16 protein-coding genes and 2 pseudogenes are annotated in these 18,369 nt (G+C 36.5%); 2 read left to right on the top strand and 16 right to left on the bottom strand.

From position 1 onward, the window contains the following. Window positions 1–396: 396 nt before the first annotated feature. A complete protein-coding gene (locus AC0UMU_RS06275) occupies window positions 397–2,568 on the bottom strand; it encodes a S9 family peptidase (RefSeq protein WP_278714221.1) in 2,172 nt (723 codons plus the stop codon). Between the two features lie 138 nt (window positions 2,569–2,706). On the opposite strand from AC0UMU_RS06275, the gene AC0UMU_RS06270 reads away from it, so the two are divergent. Beyond that, window positions 2,707–4,638, top strand: coding sequence for an NAD(+) synthase (locus AC0UMU_RS06270; RefSeq protein WP_288639947.1), 1,932 nt, complete (start codon window positions 2,707–2,709; stop codon window positions 4,636–4,638). Window positions 4,639–4,844: 206 nt separating this feature from the next. On the opposite strand, the gene AC0UMU_RS06265 is transcribed toward AC0UMU_RS06270, so the two are convergent. The 6 genes and pseudogenes from AC0UMU_RS06265 to AC0UMU_RS06240 all read right to left on the bottom strand — a co-directional run bounded on the left by AC0UMU_RS06265 (window position 4,845) and on the right by AC0UMU_RS06240 (window position 7,640). Next, the gene (locus tag AC0UMU_RS06265) at window positions 4,845–4,985 is read right to left on the bottom strand and encodes a hypothetical protein (protein WP_009316938.1); all 141 of its coding nucleotides are present in this window, start codon (window positions 4,983–4,985) and stop codon (window positions 4,845–4,847) included. After that, entirely contained in the window at window positions 4,985–5,422 is a 438-nt protein-coding gene (locus AC0UMU_RS06260; RefSeq protein ID WP_009316937.1) for an STM3941 family protein, read from the bottom strand. Before AC0UMU_RS06260 ends, AC0UMU_RS06265 begins: the two co-directional genes overlap by 1 nt. A gap of 7 nt (window positions 5,423–5,429) precedes the next feature. Beyond that, window positions 5,430–5,712, bottom strand: a pseudogene (locus AC0UMU_RS06255) (PG0541 family transporter-associated protein). 60 nt (window positions 5,713–5,772) lie between these two features. Next, window positions 5,773–5,982: pseudogene (locus AC0UMU_RS06250) on the bottom strand (efflux RND transporter permease subunit); the annotation flags it as partial. A gap of 547 nt (window positions 5,983–6,529) precedes the next feature. Beyond that, window positions 6,530–6,994 (bottom strand): TolC family protein, encoded by a 465-nt coding sequence (locus AC0UMU_RS06245; protein WP_187119514.1) that lies wholly within the window; start codon window positions 6,992–6,994, stop codon window positions 6,530–6,532. A 28-nt stretch (window positions 6,995–7,022) separates the two neighbouring features. Further along, window positions 7,023–7,640, bottom strand: a complete 618-nt coding sequence (locus AC0UMU_RS06240; RefSeq protein WP_009316934.1) for a TetR/AcrR family transcriptional regulator — start codon at window positions 7,638–7,640, stop codon at window positions 7,023–7,025. A gap of 310 nt (window positions 7,641–7,950) precedes the next feature. Here AC0UMU_RS06240 and AC0UMU_RS06235 point away from each other — a divergent pair, with 310 nt between their 5' ends. After that, the gene (locus AC0UMU_RS06235; protein WP_009316933.1) at window positions 7,951–10,242 is read left to right on the top strand and encodes an NADP-dependent malic enzyme; all 2,292 of its coding nucleotides are present in this window, start codon (window positions 7,951–7,953) and stop codon (window positions 10,240–10,242) included. Between the two features lie 79 nt (window positions 10,243–10,321). Here the strand turns inward: AC0UMU_RS06235 and lysA are convergent, their stop codons facing one another. The 9 genes from lysA to mtgA all read right to left on the bottom strand — a co-directional run bounded on the left by lysA (window position 10,322) and on the right by mtgA (window position 18,096). Continuing rightward, on the bottom strand, window positions 10,322–11,479 hold the full coding sequence (lysA, locus tag AC0UMU_RS06230) for a diaminopimelate decarboxylase (protein WP_022390779.1): 1,158 nt from the start codon (window positions 11,477–11,479) through the stop codon (window positions 10,322–10,324). 135 nt (window positions 11,480–11,614) lie between these two features. Next, on the bottom strand, window positions 11,615–12,931 hold the full coding sequence (locus AC0UMU_RS06225) for an aspartate kinase (protein WP_009316931.1): 1,317 nt from the start codon (window positions 12,929–12,931) through the stop codon (window positions 11,615–11,617). Between the two features lie 109 nt (window positions 12,932–13,040). After that, a complete protein-coding gene (locus tag AC0UMU_RS06220) occupies window positions 13,041–13,718 on the bottom strand; it encodes a cell division ATP-binding protein FtsE (RefSeq protein WP_009316930.1) in 678 nt (225 codons plus the stop codon). A 6-nt stretch (window positions 13,719–13,724) separates the two neighbouring features. Beyond that, on the bottom strand, window positions 13,725–14,321 hold the full coding sequence (gene hisIE, locus AC0UMU_RS06215; RefSeq protein WP_022390778.1) for a bifunctional phosphoribosyl-AMP cyclohydrolase/phosphoribosyl-ATP diphosphatase HisIE: 597 nt from the start codon (window positions 14,319–14,321) through the stop codon (window positions 13,725–13,727). 9 nt (window positions 14,322–14,330) lie between these two features. Further along, window positions 14,331–15,086 carry an imidazole glycerol phosphate synthase subunit HisF gene (gene hisF / locus AC0UMU_RS06210; RefSeq protein ID WP_022600637.1) on the bottom strand — a complete coding sequence of 252 codons (756 nt, stop codon included), beginning with the start codon at window positions 15,084–15,086 and terminating at the stop codon, window positions 14,331–14,333. An 8-nt stretch (window positions 15,087–15,094) separates the two neighbouring features. Beyond that, window positions 15,095–15,814, bottom strand: a complete 720-nt coding sequence (gene hisA / locus AC0UMU_RS06205) for a 1-(5-phosphoribosyl)-5-[(5-phosphoribosylamino)methylideneamino]imidazole-4-carboxamide isomerase (RefSeq protein WP_270214273.1) — start codon at window positions 15,812–15,814, stop codon at window positions 15,095–15,097. Window positions 15,815–15,827: 13 nt separating this feature from the next. Further along, on the bottom strand, window positions 15,828–16,418 hold the full coding sequence (hisH, locus tag AC0UMU_RS06200) for an imidazole glycerol phosphate synthase subunit HisH (protein ID WP_022600639.1): 591 nt from the start codon (window positions 16,416–16,418) through the stop codon (window positions 15,828–15,830). A gap of 6 nt (window positions 16,419–16,424) precedes the next feature. Beyond that, a complete protein-coding gene (gene purU / locus AC0UMU_RS06195) occupies window positions 16,425–17,300 on the bottom strand; it encodes a formyltetrahydrofolate deformylase (RefSeq protein WP_270214274.1) in 876 nt (291 codons plus the stop codon). 118 nt (window positions 17,301–17,418) lie between these two features. Next, window positions 17,419–18,096, bottom strand: coding sequence for a monofunctional biosynthetic peptidoglycan transglycosylase (gene mtgA / locus AC0UMU_RS06190; RefSeq protein WP_278714084.1), 678 nt, complete (start codon window positions 18,094–18,096; stop codon window positions 17,419–17,421). Window positions 18,097–18,369: the final 273 nt, after the last annotated feature.

The raw sequence follows: 18,369 nt of genomic DNA, 5'->3' as shown, positions 1-18,369 counted from the left end.
ATCGCAAAAAAACTGTCGTGTCATGAGAGGATAAAAGAGTTGCGGAAATGAGGATAAAATTATTTATTAAACAACCTTTCTCTAAATCATTCTTATCAAGTTAACATATAGAATAGCACTTTTACAGCGAATGAAGAATTTTATTTCTCCTAACCTAATCAAGGAAGAAGAAGCATAATTGTTATACATCCTTATAGGCTAAACTCGAAGCTAAGATGCAGTATTTTTATGTAATATGCAACATAATCCGGCAGATTAACATTTGATCTCCTAAAATACTAATATCCAGATTTAAACAAAATAGCGAACAATTTTATTTTTTGTATAATATAATAACAAAAAAACAGACTGGATGCATAATTATCCAGTCTGTTTTTTTAATTTAGAACTCTACTCTTATTTCAAATTTCTTTGCAAAAAATCATATACTCGAGTATAAAGATGATATCGGGTATTGCACCCGTAAATACTATGATTACGGTTTGTATAAATCTGCATTTCGAACTGTTTATTCGCTTGTACCAAAGCTTCGCTATATTGCAATGTATTAAGATAATGAACATTATCATCCGCAGTACCGGAAATAATCAATAACTTTCCATCAAGATCTGCGGCCTTTTTTAATGGAGAAGTCTGTATATAACCATCGTTATTCTCTTGAGGAGTACGCATATAACGTTCAGTATATACCGTATCATAATAACGCCAATCGGTTACCGGAGCAATAGCTACTCCCGACTTAAACACTCCTGAACTCATTGACATCGACATCAATGTCGTATATCCACCGAAGCTCCAGCCCCAGATAGCAATATTACTTGAGTCTACATATCCCAACGATCCCAAATAACGGGCTGCTGCTATCTGATCTTGAGCTTCTAAAATTCCCATTTTACAATATATAGAACGAGAAAAAGCTGTACCTCTACCCCCTGTACCTCTACCGTCCACACACGCAACAATATAACCGTTATCCGTCAAATATTGAGTCCAGTCTATTGCAGCCCATTTATCCAAAACCATTTGAGAACCCGGTCCGCTATATTGCACCATCACAACAGGATATTTTTTCCCGGAGATAAAATTTTCCGGTTTCATTATATAGCCATTTAATATTTCTCCTGACTCATTCTTAAAAGTAAAAAATTCTTTCCGAGAAAACGGCAGATTTTTCAATTTCGAATTTTCTTCGATAATACGCAATTGTTTACCTTGAGAATTATGTACTGTCACAACCGGCGGAGTTACCGCATTGCTATATTCATTTACAAAATAGGTGCAGGCCGGATTAAAATGGGCTTGATTATACCCCTTTTGTGTCGATATTTTTACAATATTTCCTTTGTTGTCAACACGATAAACAGCTCTACATAAAGGACTTTCAGCAGCAGATTCATAATAATAATACCCCTTGGCATCTTGTCCGTAATACGCTGTCACGTCCCAATTTCCCCGGGTAATTTGTCGAATAAGAGTACCAGACATATTGTAATGATAAAGATGTCTGAATCCGCTTTTTTCTGATGCAAAAATAAAACCGGAAGGATAAAAAGTAATGTAATCCATAATATCCGGATCTATCCATGTTTCATTTTTATCCTGAATCAATAATTTACTCACTCCTGATTTCGGATTTGTCAGAAACATTCTAAAGTCATTTTGATTCCTATTAAAGGTCATCACGGCCAATTGATCCGGATTTTGCGTAAACCGAATACGCGGTATATAACTGTCTCCATCAACAGGTACATTCATTTTTTTTACTGCACGAGTCTCTACTGTATAAGTAAAAACAGCGACTTTACTATTCTTTGTTCCGGCAACCGGGTATTTATACACAAATTCTCCGGGATAATACGCATAAGGAGTCAGACTCGGACATTCCCCTTCAAACATCTGTATTGAATATTCCGGAACATCCGTTTCATCTGTCTTTACAAATGCTAATGTAGTGTTATCGGGAGACCATGACAAAGTGCTGACAACAGAAAACTCTTCTTCATAAACCCAATCAGGAATTCCGTTCAATATTTTATTCTTTACTCCGTCAGAAGTAATTGCAGACTCAGTTCCATAATCCAACTTTTTCAAATAAATATTATTATCTCTCACAAATGCAACCATTCTTCCATTAGGTGAGAATGTCGCAATCTGTTGTTTTCCCGGTTTATCAGAAAGAGGCTTTACCAAATTCCTTCTTATTTCAAAGGTATAATATACAGCCTTGAAAGAACGACGATAAACAGGCTCTGCATCGGCATATAACAATATTTTTTTTTCATCTGCACTCATTGAATAGCCGTCGAAAGTTTTAAAAGGACATTCTCTTGCCGAAGCTACATTAAATAATGTGTCCACAGCCTGTCCGGTTTTATAACTATACTTTATAATCATGGTTTTATCTTTCGATCTTTGAGTATAGTGTTCTCCGTCATTCATAGGTAAAAATGCAGGAACTCGCTTCGTTTGATATTCTCCGGATACGATAGACTTTAAATCAAACGTATGTGCTGAAAAGCCTGATTGAGCACAAAAGCACAGAAGTGCTACATAAATGACTTTTTTCATTTGTATATATTTTGTTTTTTACAAAAGTACATATTCATATTTCAAGATAAAAATCTACGAAATATTTTTTTATTCCAAACCGCCATAGGCTACATAAAATTCATACTTTTGCAAAAATAACCCTAATTCGAGCAAATCATGACCTACGGATTCGTAAAAGTTGCAGCAGCTATTCCAAAAACAAAAGTCGCCGACTGCATTTACAATACAATTGAAATTGAAAAATTAATACGAGAAGCCGGACAAAAACATATAGAAATAATCGTTTTCCCGGAATTATGTATTACTTCTTACACCTGTGGAGATTTATTCACTCAACAGTTATTAATAGAAAGCGCAGAAAAAGCTTTAAAGAAACTAATCGACAAAACAAGTGATGAAAAACTTCTGTGCGTCGTCGGCGCTCCTGTTACCAATGGTAATCAAATATTCAATGCCGCTATCGCATTCCAAGGAGGAAAAATATTGGGGGTCATTCCGAAAACATTTTTACCTAATTACAAAGAGTTTTATGAAAAGCGATGGTTTGCGTCTTCTATGGATAATCGACAAACCTCTATAAGTCTATGTGGACAAGATGTTCCGTTCGGTACGGATTTACTGTTCCGGTCAGGAGAAGTCGTTATCGGTACAGAAATTTGTGAGGATTTGTGGGTTACTGTTCCCCCCAGTTCATTACAAGCTTTAAATGGAGCTAATATATTGTTAAACTTATCGGCCAGCAATGAATTAATCGGGAAACAAATTTACAGAGAAGAACTTATACGACAGCAATCAGCTCGTTGTAATGCCGCTTATATATACGCATCTGCCGGAAGCGGAGAGTCATCGACTGATCTCGTTTTTGCAGGAAATGGAATAATTGCAGAAAACGGAACAATTCTCGCTGAAGGTCAGAGGTTTATTTCTGAAAAACAGTTAATTATTTCAGAAATCGATATAGACCGTTTACTTTTTGACCGAAGAATAAATTCAGGGTATAATAGTTGCTCGATGTATTCTACAGAAAAATACCGGAATATAGATTTCCATCTTCCGACATACGAATTAACAGAATTGAAAAGGACCATAACACCTCATCCATTCATCCCGTCCGAAAATAAACTTTTGTTTGATCGGTGCGAAGAAATTTTCAATATACAAATAACCGGTTTAGCAAAACGTATTATCCATACACACGCACAATCTGTAGTTATCGGTATATCGGGAGGACTTGATTCGACACTCGCACTTTTAGTTTGTGTAAAAACATTCGATCGACTAAAACTAAACCGCGAACAAATCGTCGGTGTTACCATGCCCGGCTTCGGTACTACCGACCGAACCTACCATAATGCTAAAGAACTAATGAAACTGCTCGGCGTGACAATACGGGAAATCAGCATCAAAGAGGCATGTACACAACATTTTAAAGATATAAATCATGATATCAATATTCATGATATTACTTATGAAAACTCTCAAGCAAGAGAAAGGACTCAAATTCTTATGGATATCGCCAATCAAAATAACGGATTGGTTATCGGCACGGGAGATTTATCCGAATTGGCTTTAGGATGGGCTACATATAATGGAGACCACATGTCGATGTATGGAGTAAACGGAAGTATTCCTAAAACTCTTGTGCGTTATCTTGTCGAATGGGCTGCATCTCAAGAAATATCTGCCGAAACGAAACATACATTATTAGACATCGTCAATACTCCCATCAGTCCGGAATTAATTCCGGGAGATGAGCACGGTAATATCAAACAAAAAACCGAAGATTTGGTAGGACCTTATGAATTGCATGATTTCTTTTTATATTATTTTTTACGGTTCGGATTCCGTCCCGCCAAAATTTACGTCTTAGCCCGACAAGCTTTCAAAGGAAAGTATGATACAAGTACGATACAAAAATGGTTAACGATCTTTTTTAAACGCTTTTTCAACCAACAGTTTAAACGCTCATGCCTTCCCGACGGTCCAAAAGTCGGTTCGGTGAGCCTTTCGCCCAGAGGTGACTGGAAAATGCCGAGTGATGCAAACAGTACAATATGGATAAAAGAATGTGAAGAACTTCCTTTATAAAAAAGGGGCTGTCCAAAAAGTTGGAAAGTTCAAATTTAAACTTTCAATTTAGAACTGATAGGCTTCGATTATAAAAAAGAGTGCCACTTTTGCCTATGAAAATTAGGTGTAAAGTGGCACTCTTTTTATTTGTTTTGTTACAATCTATAACTTTTACCAATTCCGTTTTGCCTTTTTGGACAACCCCTTTTTTATTTGATTTGTAATCAATCCGATACAATGACCGCATTCACTCCTCTTATAGCCTGATATCGAGATGTTATTACCGCATACAATTCCTTAAAAGAACAATCCAATGCCCGTATCGAAAAACATATAGGAGAGCCATATTGATGGAGCTTCAGCATTAAAGATCGTTTTTTATTGCTATGGGTTCTTGCATTATATATTGATTGGGATTTTTTACTACCAAAACGACATATTTATAATTCAGATTCTCAAGATCGTCCATAACCTTAATTTTCGTCACATCATTCCAGAGTACCGTACCAATCCTATAACCGGTAGAAAGATCAGTAATTCCCTCATCCGATATAATCATCCCTACATATCCATCTTTCCGTAAACTATAAATAGCCCACAAAGAAAAAAAGAATAGCAAGATTCCCATCAATGCGAATAGTAACGCCAAACGACGTCCCGGCAAATGCTGTCCATATAAAATAACAGATAAGAAAAATAAAAATATTGTAATAATAAATATAGTGGCCGAAAAAAAACAGATACCTCTCCTTTTTCGAGCACTCAACATAAATTTGACAATAACATTTGCTTTTTCGGCCATAACTTGTTTATATACTTTGTTCTATATTCCAGACAAAAGCTCTAAGCCCTAAAGCTTCCTTTTGTTTATCTAAGTTATTGAGAACCATCGACTTGCTGGTCTTCAACCATGGTCAATATCGCCGAATTCATACTTGGCCAAGCATGACTACCATAATGTGGTTCACCTTTTACAGAACCTCTCCCTTGAATATTTTCCCAATATGAAAACCCTCAACAATTATGATGATCTAAAATACTCTGAATCATCTCTAAATGAGCCTGATCAAAGGCTATAAATACTGCTTTCATAAGTTAGCTATTTACATTTTAAATTTCAGGAAATAACAGATTCCCTGAAAGAATATATAATTACAGTTTCTCTAATCCTTTCAATTCTGCCGCTAATTTACGTCGTTTTCGCAATACTCCGTTTTTAGCAAATATGCAATATACAACAGGTACGATCACCAGCGTAATCAACGTTGACACAGATAATCCTCAAGCAACTGTCATACCCATAGAACGCCACATCTCTGAGCCTTCGCCAGTTCCTACAGCCATAGAAATCATACCGAACACGGCTGCCTCCTTGAAAAATCGGGATTGATAAGGTTAAACCGATCATTGAATACGGATTCCAGCGAAAATCTTTAAATATAGGCCCATTACTCATAGAAGTCCAATTATATAAATCGGTCGCTGTTAAAGTCGGATACCATGACATCTTCTGTACAACCAATGCTTTCTTTAAATAATCCGCTTGCAAATCGAGTTGTTTTAAATTTGTGTTATTTTGTAAAGAGGTATCGATATTCAACGCTTGTTCATACATATCAGCCTCATAATCTGACAGCTTATTTGCAGGAGTAACCTCAATATTCATGTCCAATCCCAAAAGAACCTTCAAGTTTACCTTAGATAATTTCACCCCATTCTCGGCTTGTAATAATCCGGGTTCTAAAGTCCGTACCTGAACCTCAGCGCGCAAAACATCGTATTCCGAAGCGATACCATGTTCATATTTATTTCTAAAATCCTTTGCATTTAGGCAGGCATTATCATAACTCTCTTTCAAAACTTGATATGAATCTTCACTCATCATAACATTATAGTATGCCTTCTTTACCTAATCTACTAAAGATAACCGCGAAGCCCGAGCACTTTCTAAAGTCTGTTCTATATCAGCTTTCGAGAGTTGTATATTTTTCCAAAACGTAGGAGCAACAATCGGTAACTGAAAATTAAATCCCATAGAATAAGAGTTATCCTGCCCGACTTTCATACCATTATCCATTCCCGGAATATCCATGTCCATATACATAACTTGTTTTTTCAATGTTCGAGAATAGTCTCCGGATGCCGTAATCGTAGGAAATAAGTTTCCGATAGCCCCCTTACGAGAATAATCTTTTCTGGTGATCTCTATATCGGCTACTTTTATTGTCGGGTTTTCGCTTAAAGCAATTTCGATAGCCTTATCCAAATCTAAAGTCAAAGACCGAGACTGCTCCTGAGCTCCGGCTTTATATACAATCGCAAATGTTAACAACAAAGTCATCCCGACCTGTCTTAAATATATATCTTTTTTCATACTTATTCGGGTTCTAATAAATTTATCTTTATGCATTCTCTGTTCTATCGACAAACTCATCGATAAACATAATTCCTTTTGAAGTCGCAATACCACGAATAAAGTTCATGAAAATCGTTTCATAAACATCTATAAACGAATAATGCGAGGCAAATACTTCATCTGAATTAAAAAGAAAATCAAATTGCGCCATCAATAAAAAAGAAGCTATTTGCGACTTCAAATTTTCACGAATCAAACCTTCTCGTTTGCCTTGTTCCATTAATGAAGCCATATATCCGGCTCTTTGATCTCTATTATTATCCAGAACTTGTGCGATAGACGGATGATAGCGCTTTACATCACTAAAATAATTTCTATTCACATTTTGCATTTTACGCCATGTGCTTTGAAAAACCTTTAACAACAGATCTAACGAATTTTCGGCAGTTTTATAAATCTCTTCAGCCTCATCTTCTGTCTCTTTCTGAATATACAAAATACATTCTAACAATAACTGATCCTTATCTTTAAAGTTTTCATAAAGCGTACGTTTCGAGATTCCCATCTGACTGGCGATATAATCCATAGTCACAGATTTAATCCCATGTCTGGTGAACAAAACCGCAGCTTTATCAATAATTCTGTTTCTCAATTCTTTATTCATACGGCCTTTTTCTTTTAGAGTCTACTTAATAGCTTGTCTAAATTTTTTGAATAAAAAGCTTAATCACTCTTTTATATTTGACAAAGATAAAAGAAAACTTATAAAACACATAAAGTTTTCTAAATAATCCATTTTTCAATACAGTTAATTAATGTAAATAAGGCGATCTCAAAATGAACACATTATTTAACAATGTTATAGTTTGTATTTTTTATTTTCGGGATAAATATAAATTATTAGATTTGCATGGAAAATTTTGATAAATATTGAATTAATATTCTATTTACATTACATATATAATTTACAGCATATGTCAAAAGTAACGAAAGAAGCAGCCCTTTTATATCATAGTCAGGGCAAACCCGGGAAAATAGAAGTTGTTCCCACTAAACCATACAGCACACAAATGGATTTATCACTCGCTTATTCTCCCGGTGTGGCCGAACCATGCCTCGAAATAGAGAAAGATCCACAAAAAGCATACGAATATACATCTAAAGGCAATTTGGTCGCTGTTATATCAAATGGAACGGCAGTGTTAGGATTAGGTGATATCGGTGCATTAGCAGGAAAACCGGTAATGGAAGGAAAAGGTCTTCTGTTCAAAATATTTGCCGGGATAGATGTTTTTGACATCGAAGTAAACGAAAAAGATCCTGAAAAATTTATCCAAGCCGTAAAAGCCATTGCCCCAACATTCGGAGGAATTAATCTTGAAGACATAAAAGCTCCCGAATGTTTCGAGATCGAAAATCGGTTGAAAGCTGAACTATCCATACCCGTAATGCATGATGATCAACACGGTACAGCTATTATATCCGGAGCTGGATTGTTAAATGCACTCGAAATACAGGGTAAAAAAATCGAAAACGTAAAGATCGTCGTTAACGGAGCCGGAGCTTCAGCCAGTTCATGTACAAAATTATACATGATGTTGGGTGCGAAAAAAGAAAATATCGTAATGGTTGACAGTCGTGGAGTGATAAACCAAAAGCGTACCGACCTGAACGAATCGAAAAAACAATTTATCACAGATCGGGATATTGATACCTTAGAAGAAGCTATGCGGGGTGCGGACGTGTTCCTCGGACTTTCTAAAGCAGACGTATTAAGCGTTGAAATGATTCGTTCCATGAACGAGAAACCAATCGTTTTTGCATTAGCCAATCCAAATCCGGAAATTGCATATGATAAAGCCAAATCTTCTCGTCCTGATTTAATTTTTGCGACAGGTCGATCAGACTATCCAAATCAAATCAACAACGTTCTCGGATTCCCTTACATATTCAGAGGAGCTCTCGATGTAAGAGCAACTTGTATTAATGAAGCAATGAAATTAGCGGCAGTTTATGCCATTGCAGGATTAGCTAAAAAACCTGTTCCTGATGTCGTTAATGCAGCATATAATCTGAAACGAATAAGTTTCGGCCCGGAATATATTATTCCCAAACCTCTCGATCCCCGTTTACTCACGACCGTTGCTCCGGCAGTTGCAAAAGCAGCAATCGAATCTGGCGCTGCAGCTCCAATAATAACCGATTGGGATGCTTATGAAAGTAAATTGAGAGCTCTAATGGGATATGATAATAAAATGATACGTCGGTTCACCGAAATGGCTGTTCAGAATCCAAAACGTGTCGTATTTGCCGAAGCCAATCACGCCAATATGCTTTCGGCTGCCGTTACTGCTTATCAAGAAGGCATCTGTTTCCCGATCTTACTGGGGAATACCGACTATATACATAGTGTAGCCGAACAAAACGGTTTAAATCTCGATGGCCTTGAAATCGTAAATTTACGAAGTGGCGAAGAAACGGAACGTCGTGAAAAATATGCAAAAATATTAGCACAGAAACGTCAAAGAGAGGGTATCACTTTAGACGAAGCTCGAGAAAAAATGTTCGACCGCAACTATTTTGGAATGATGATGGTAGAAGTAGGCGATGCCGATGCATTTATTACCGGAACTTATACCAAATATACCGAAACCATACAAATTGCAAAAGATGTTATCGGTATTCGGGAAGGTCATAAACATTTCGGAGCAATGCATATCATGAATACCAAAAAAGGAACTTATTTCCTTGCCGATACACTCATCAACCGCCATCCCGACTCAGAGACATTAGTAGATATTGCCCGCTTAGCCCGTCATGCCGTAAAATTCTTTGCCCACGAGCCTGTTATGGCAATGGTATCTTATTCTAATTTCGGCGCTGACAATACCGGTAGTCCGGTACAAGTGCATGAAGCGGTCAGAGAAATGCAGGAAAATTATCCTGAATTGGCAATTGACGGAGAAATGCAAATCAATTTTGCTCTTAATACAACCCTGCGAGATAAAACATTCCCGTTCAACAAATTGGCAGGGAAAGAAGTAAATACACTCATTTTCCCGAATTTAAGCTCAGCCAATTCGGCATATAAGATGTTATTGGAAATGGGATTAGCAGAGTCTATCGGACCGATTCAAATGGGATTAAACAAACCTATACATTTTACGGATATCGAAAGTTCTTCAAGAGATATTGTAAACTTGACGACTGTTGCCGTTTTGGACGCCATAGTACAAGAAGAAATCAGCAAATCAAAACAAAAATAAAAATATCCGATAATAAAATAGAGAGGGCTTGTGTAAACAAGCCCTCTCTATTTTATTTGTCAAGAGACCTACGAAAGTATCATATTTTATCTTGATAATAAGCTTTAGGCAATTTTCTGCAATTATATTGTGAAGCCATAATTTCACCATATGCACCTGCCGAACGGATAGCCAATAAATCTCCTCGTTGAGTTTTATTTAATGAGACCATTTTTCCAAAACAATCAGACGATTCACAAATAGGACCTACGACATCATACTCTTCCGGCAACTGATCTGAAGTAATATTTTCTATTTTATGATAAGCTTGATATAAGGCGGGACGAATCAAATCCGTCATCCCGGCATCAGTTATTACAAATTTTTTGTTTACTCCCTCTTTCACATACAGGACTTTTGTAATCAAAGAACCACATTGACACACGACAGATCGTCCTAATTCAAAATGGACTTCCTGTTTAGGCCTCAATTTGAGATGTTTATGAAAAACCTCAAAATAACTTTTAAAATCCGGAACAGACTGTTTGTCCGGTTCTTCATAATTGGCTCCTAAACCGCCACCGACATTTATGGAATCTACGATAATCATCCGTTGGTACAGATGTTCTTGTATTTCATTAATTCGAATACAAAGCCCCTTGAATGAATCCATATCGGTAATCTGCGAACCAATGTGAAAATGCAATCCGATAAGTCGGACATTTTTCAATGTCTCTAAATGATCAAGTACCGAATCTAAATGAACCAAACTTATTCCGAACTTATTTTCACTCAGCCCTGTAGTAATATAATGATGCGTATGTGCATCTATATTGGGATTGATACGTAACGCTATCGATGCTGTTTTGCCGTATGAGGCAGCCAATGCATCAATATTATCCAACTCCGGAACAGATTCTACGTTAAAACAATATATATCGGACTCCAGTCCCAACTTAATCTCCCAATCAGCTTTACCAACCCCTGCAAAAACGATTTTATGAGCTGGGAATCCAGCTTCCAAAGCAGCCTTTATTTCTCCTCCACTCACACAATCCGCACCGAATCCGGTTTCTCTGATAATAGAAAGTATGCGATTATTAGCATTTGCCTTTACAGCATAATGAACATGGTAATTTGAATACAGAGATGTTTCCTGTTTTATTTTATCTAATGTCTTTCTCAGTAAAGATGTATCATAATAGTAAAAAGGGGTCTCTATATTTCTAAACTTATCGATTGGGAAAACACCTTTCATATATTTATCTTTAATATTTGATGATTTTAAGAATTTGTAAAAATATCTCTAAACCTGTTTTCTACTATAATAAACACAAATGTTTTTTAAAAGAACACGGACTATTTATAAAAAGTAGTCCGTGTTCTTCTCTTATTATTTATCAAACAAATATTTACTTAAAGATTGCAATGCAGCAGTCTTATCTTTTGATTTTATCAAAAACGAAATATTGTAATTGCTGCCTCCATAAGATACCATTCTTACCGGAATATCTTTCATTGCCTGCATCGTATTTGACTCGAAACCGATATTATTCCATTCCAAATCTCCGACTACACAAATAATGACCATATCTTCATCAACTGTGACAGTCCCGAATTTTTTAAGATCATCCAGAATTTCGGTTAAATGTTTTGTATTATCGATAGTCACAGAAACACCTACCTCTGAAGTAGTCACCATATCTATGGCTGTCTGATAACTTTCGAAAATTTCAAAGACTTTACGTAAAAATCCGTAAGCTAAAAGCATACGCCCCGATTTGATCTTAATGGCTGTAATACCGTCTTTTGCCGCTACAGCTTTTATTTTCCCCGGCTCTGATTGATTGTAAATCAAAGTTCCCGGAGCTTCAGGTTCCATCGTATTCAACAGACGAACAGGAATGTTATTAAGCTTAGCAGGAAGAATACATGTAGGATGCAATATCTTCGCCCCGAAATATGCTAATTCCGCAGCTTCCTCAAAATGTAAATATCTTACCGGAGAAGTATTTTTAACGAATCGAGGATCATTATTGTGCATGCCATCAATATCCGTCCATATTTGTATTTCGTCAGCCTGAATAGCAGCACCGATCAATGAAGCGGAATAGTCACTTCCTCCCCGCTGTAAATTATCTATTTCACCATAAGCGTTCCGACAAATATAGCCTTGTGTTATATAAATAGGTGCATCAGGATTTACAGATAATAAATCTTTCAGTTTTGTCTTAATATATACGGGATCCGGTTCAGCATTTTTATCTGTCCGCATATAATCCAAAGCAGGAATCAGTACAGATTTTACACCAGTCTCATTCAAGTATAAATTCACCATAGCCGTTGACATCAGCTCACCTTGAGCCAAAATCACTTTTTCTTCAAAAAGAGTAAAAAGATCTTTTGTAAAAGAACGGATATAATCGAAGTGAGATTTTACAATTTCAGTAGCCCTCTGTTTATACTCGTCTGTGCTATACAACTCATCAATTACCTGCATATATTTATGCTCAAGGCCATTAATAATTTCGTTAGCACCGTCCGGATTTTTTTTGTATAAATAATCCGAAATTTCTACAAGCGTATTTGTTGTACCGGACATAGCAGACAAAACAACAATCTTTTGCTCTCCGTCACAAATCAATTTGGCAACATCTTTCATTCTTTGTGCTGAGCCCACAGAAGTTCCACCAAACTTTAAGACTTTCATTTTTTATTCTTTCAATTAATAGTTCGTATATTTAAATACCTGTATTTTCAATATATATAGTTTCTGAAATGCAAAGATAAGATATTATCTATAATAAGCAATTCTATACTTAAAGAGAGACTTCAGATAAACATTTATTCTCACATTTCAATAAACGTCCGGGAAATTCTTCTACCAATCGATGATTATGGGTCGTCATAATAACAGCCGTACCCGTCTCACAAATAGAATGCAATAACGATACAATTTGTTGTCCGGTCTGAGGGTCGAGGTTTCCCGTCGGTTCATCCGCCAAAATAATCTGCGGAGAATTCAACAATGCTCTGGCTATAACAATTCTCTGTTGTTCCCCTCCGGATAGTTCATGCGGCATTTTGTACGCTTTATTTTGCATACCGACTTGTACCAAAACTTGCTCGACTCTCTCTGTTATCTCTGCTTTATTTTTCCAGCCTGTCGCTTGAAGGACGAAATTAAGGTTATCTTTTACCGACCTGTCCGTCAATAACTGAAAATCCTGAAATACAATACCTATTTTTCTTCTTAACTGAGGTATATCCTTCTTTCGGAGAGACTTCATATTAAATCCGAGGACAGAAGCTTCTCCTTCAACCACCGGAATTTCAGCATACATCGTTTTCAGTAAGCTACTTTTCCCTGTACCTACCCGACCGATGAAATAGACAAACTCACCTGAATACAATTTAAAATTTACATCTTTCAGAACAACAAGCTCCTTACGACAAATTTCGACATGATCATATTGTATCAATAATCCATCTTCCATATAGTTCTATTCTTTATGCCGTTTTTTCAATTCTCTGGCAAGATCTTCTATCCTATATCCTTTTGAAGTCAATAATACAATCAAATGATAAATTAGATCAGAAGCCTCATAAATAAGTCGGTCATCTGTTCCGTTCGTTGCCTCGATTACCGTCTCCACAGCCTCTTCTCCGACTTTTTGCGCCATTCTGTTTATTCCTTTGTTAAACAGAGACGTCGTGTACGAACCTTCCGGCATCTCTTTTTTCCGGCGATCTATAAAATCCTGAAGATACTTAATAAACATAATATCTTCCTCGTTTTTTTCATCAAAACATGTATCGCTACCAGTATGACAGACCGGACCTATCGGACGGACTTTGATAAGAAGCGTGTCTTTATCGCAATCTTCTTTTATCGAATCGACTAATAAAAAATTACCGCTTTCTTCCCCTTTTGTCCACAAACGGTTCTTAGTACGACTGAAAAATGTCACTTTACCTAATTCCTTGGTCTTTGCTAACGCTTCCTCATTCATAAAGCCCAGCATTAGAACTTTAGAAGTATAACTATCCTGTATAATTGCAGGAACCAGACCTCCCATTTTTGCAAAATCTATATTCATTTCAATACGTTATTTTCTTACACAAATATTTTCTCGATCTAAATAATCTTTAAGTTCAGAAATAGAAATCTCTCCAAAATGAAATACACTTGCTGCAAGAGCAGCATCGGCCTTTCCTATCTGAAAAACATCCTTAAAGTGCTCTTTCTTCCCTGCCCCTCCTGAAGCTATCACCGGGATACTCAATACCGAATTTAACATGGCTAACGCATCGTTTGCATATCCCTCTTTTACACCATCATGAGTCATACTGGTAAACAGTATCTCTCCTGCACCTCTTTCCTGTGCTTCTCTTGCCCAAGAAAAAAGCTCTTTATCTGTCGGAACTCTTCCTCCATTTAAATAACAACGCCATAAATTATTGTCAAAGTTAGCATCTATAGCAACAACACAAACTTGCGAACCGAAATTTTTTGCAATTTCTTCAATTAATTTCGGATTCTTCAATGCAGAAGAGTTTATTGAAACTTTATCTGCACCGGCACTCAGTAAACGGTCAACATCATTTATTTCATTTATCCCGCCTCCAACAGTGAAAGGAATAGATACCTTAGCTGCAACCTTCTTGACAATTTCCGTAAATGTCTTGCGTCCTTCATAAGAAGCGGTTATATCTAAATAAACCAACTCGTCTGCACCTTGTCGGCTATATGCGTGCCCCAATTCAACCGGATCTCCTGCATCTCTGAAATTTATAAAATTTACCCCCTTTACAGTTTTACCGTCTTTTACATCCAAACATGGAATTATTCGCTTTGCTAACATATCTATTTTTATAAAAAACGTAACAGTTCCTTCAACGTTATACGGCCTTCATAAAGGGCTTTCCCGAATATAACGGCAGGAACTCCGGCCAACTCTAATTTCTCAATATCTTCGATAGAGGCAACTCCACCACTTGCTATCAAATAAATCTCAGGAATTACAGACATCATCTTTTTATATAAATCGATAGACGGCCCGTTCAGCATTCCATCTTTACAAATATCCGTAGTAATTACTTTTTTTACTCCGGATTCTACATACGTTTTTACAAACGGGATAAGTTCTTTATCTGACGATTCCTTCCATCCTCCGACTGCAATTTTCCCTTTTTTAGCATCAGCTCCAAGAATTATCTTATCCGAGCCGAATTTCTCAAGCCATGACAAAAATACCTCCGGATTTTTTACAGCAATACTGCCTCCGGTTACCATCTGAGCACCTGATTCGAAAGCGATTTCCAAGTCTCCGTCAGATTTAATACCACCACCAAAATCAATTATCAACGACGTACGAGAAGCAATGCGTTCTAAAGCTTTATAATTCACGATATGATGGGCCTTAGCTCCATCCAAATCGACGACATGCAATCGTCTTATTCCATGATCCTGAAATTCTTTTGCAACCTCCAACGGATCATGATTATATGTGGTCATACGCTCATAATCACCTTGCGACAAGCGTACGCACTTACCATCTATTATATCTATGGCCGGTATTAATTCAATCATATCATTCTATAATTTATAATGACAAAAAATGATTAAATATATCCTCTCCGACAGCTCCGCTTTTTTCTATATGAAACTGAGAAGCATAAAAATTATCTTTATGCAAAGCCGCACTAAAAGGCAAAATATATTCTGTCTCGGCAGTGGTATATTCACATACTGGAACATAATAGCTATGAACAAAATATACATATTGGTTTTCAATATGTTGCGGAAACATATGCATATCAACGTTTCTCACCGTATTCCAGCCCATGTGTGGTATTTTATATTCTGTGCTTTCAGTATGAAAACGCTTTACTTCAACATCAAATATATTCAGGCAGTCAACATCTCCTTCTTCCGAATGCCGACACATCAATTGCATTCCTATACAAATGCCTAATACCGGCTGCTTCAGATCTTTAATTAAAGAATCCAGATTATTTTTTTTCAAATAATGCATCGTTGACGCCGCCTCTCCTACTCCCGGAAATATTACTTTATCAGCAGACATCAATATTTCCTTATTATCCGTAATTTCTGCTTCTACCCCGACCCTTCTTAAAGCACAATCTACTGAATAAATATTACCGGCATTATATTTTACAATTGCAACTTTCATTTTCCCTTAATTGAAAACAACGGTTTTGTTGCGATAAGTCAATATTTTCCGATCAATATGCTTTTCTACAGCTCGAGATAATACTATTTTTTCGAGATCCTGACCTTTATAGACCAGATCAGCAATAGAATCCTTGTGAGAAATACGAACGATATCTTGTTCGATAATAGGGCCTGCATCAAGATCTGTCGTTACATAATGACTCGTAGCTCCGATCAACTTCACTCCCCGCTCAAAAGCCGCATGATAAGGCTTAGCTCCCATAAATGCCGGGAGAAACGAATGATGAATATTTATGATCTTATCGGGATAATGCATTATAAAATCAGAAGAAACGACCTGCATATATCGTGCCAATACGATAAAATCTATATCATACTCTTTCAACAGTTCCAACTCTTTTGCTTCTTGTTCGATCTTATTGTCCTTATTGATAGGAAATACATGATAATCTATATCAAATCTTTTAGCTACACTTTCCAAATCAGGATGGTTACTGATAATGACAGGAATCTCCACATTCCACTCTCCGGCTGTATATCGCGCCAATATATCATACAAACAATGAGACATCTTCGATACAAATATGGCCATACGAGGCTTGCGATCACTAAAATAGAGATTAAAACTCATATCATATTTTTGTCCGTATAATGTATTGAAATAATCTTCTATTTTATTCTGTGGAATAATAAAGTTTGTCAGATCCCATTCCACCCGCATAAAAAATGCATGATTTTCCCGATCTACATATTGGTCGAGATACAAGATATTTCCTCCGTTTACATTAATAAAATCTGTTACAACCGCTAATATACCCGGCTGATCTGGACAATGCATCAGTAATATTGCATTTGTACTGTTATTTTTTTGTTTTGACATATCTCATCTATTTTGAAACGCAAATATAACAAAATAAAAGCGAACAATCCTATTATTCTACAAATTTGAACAAAAATAATCTTACAAAATAGCTATTTGCAAGAAATAAAAATTTACATCAGAATTTCACAGGACCTATTTGATCCATCAGCCACAAGATTTTACGTTTTCTTTTCTGCATATATAAAGATGGAGCAGATGAGTCAAAATGTAGCGGGTTAGGTAATGATGCCGCAATAAGAGCACACTGTGATCGGGTCAATTTTCGGGCTGTAGTTCCAAAATGATATTTTGCGACAGCTTCCGCACCATATATATTTTTGCCCATTTCGATAGAATTCAGATACACTTCCATAATCCGTTTCTTTCCCCATAACTGTTCTATCAAAAACGTAAAATAAGCCTCCAAACCTTTACGTACAAAAGAATGCCCCGGCCATAGAAATACATTTTTAGCGGTTTGTTGAGATATCGTACTTGCCCCTCTGGCTCTTTTTCGAGTTTTATTTTCTTCTATCGCCTTCTTTATCTGCTGAAAATCAAACCCTGAATGTTCTAAAAAAAGATTATCTTCTGAGGCGACTACCGCTTGAGGCAACCATCTGCTCATATCCTCTAAAGAAACCCATCGATGGTATAAACGGGGTTTTTCTCCGGCCATAATACCTTGTGCATAACGGATCAACATAAGAGGCGTTATATATACTGGAACAAAACGGTATAAAAGAACCGAAAGAATCGTCGAAATAAAAAAGAATGCGATAATATTTCTTATAATACGCCGGACACGCTTCATATATTACATTGTTTAAATATAGCTGCAAACGTAAAAATATTTTTTGACTAAATAAGAGCCAGTCCAAATTTTCCAACAAAAAATATTATCAGGTCATTTTTGCGTTTTCGTCAGGTCTTTTCTTCTGTTTTCACTCGTCGGATATCCAGTTATCTTCCTTGTAAAAACAGGAAAATATCCTCAAACGAAACTCTAAAATCTGACCCGAGCAAAATTCGGATTGGTTCTTAGAGCCTATCTGAATAAAAAGCCGGCCCAATAACGTAAATATTG

It is taken from the genome of Coprobacter fastidiosus, from assembly GCF_982245605.1.
This window is presented reverse-complemented; position numbering and strand designations above follow the sequence as displayed.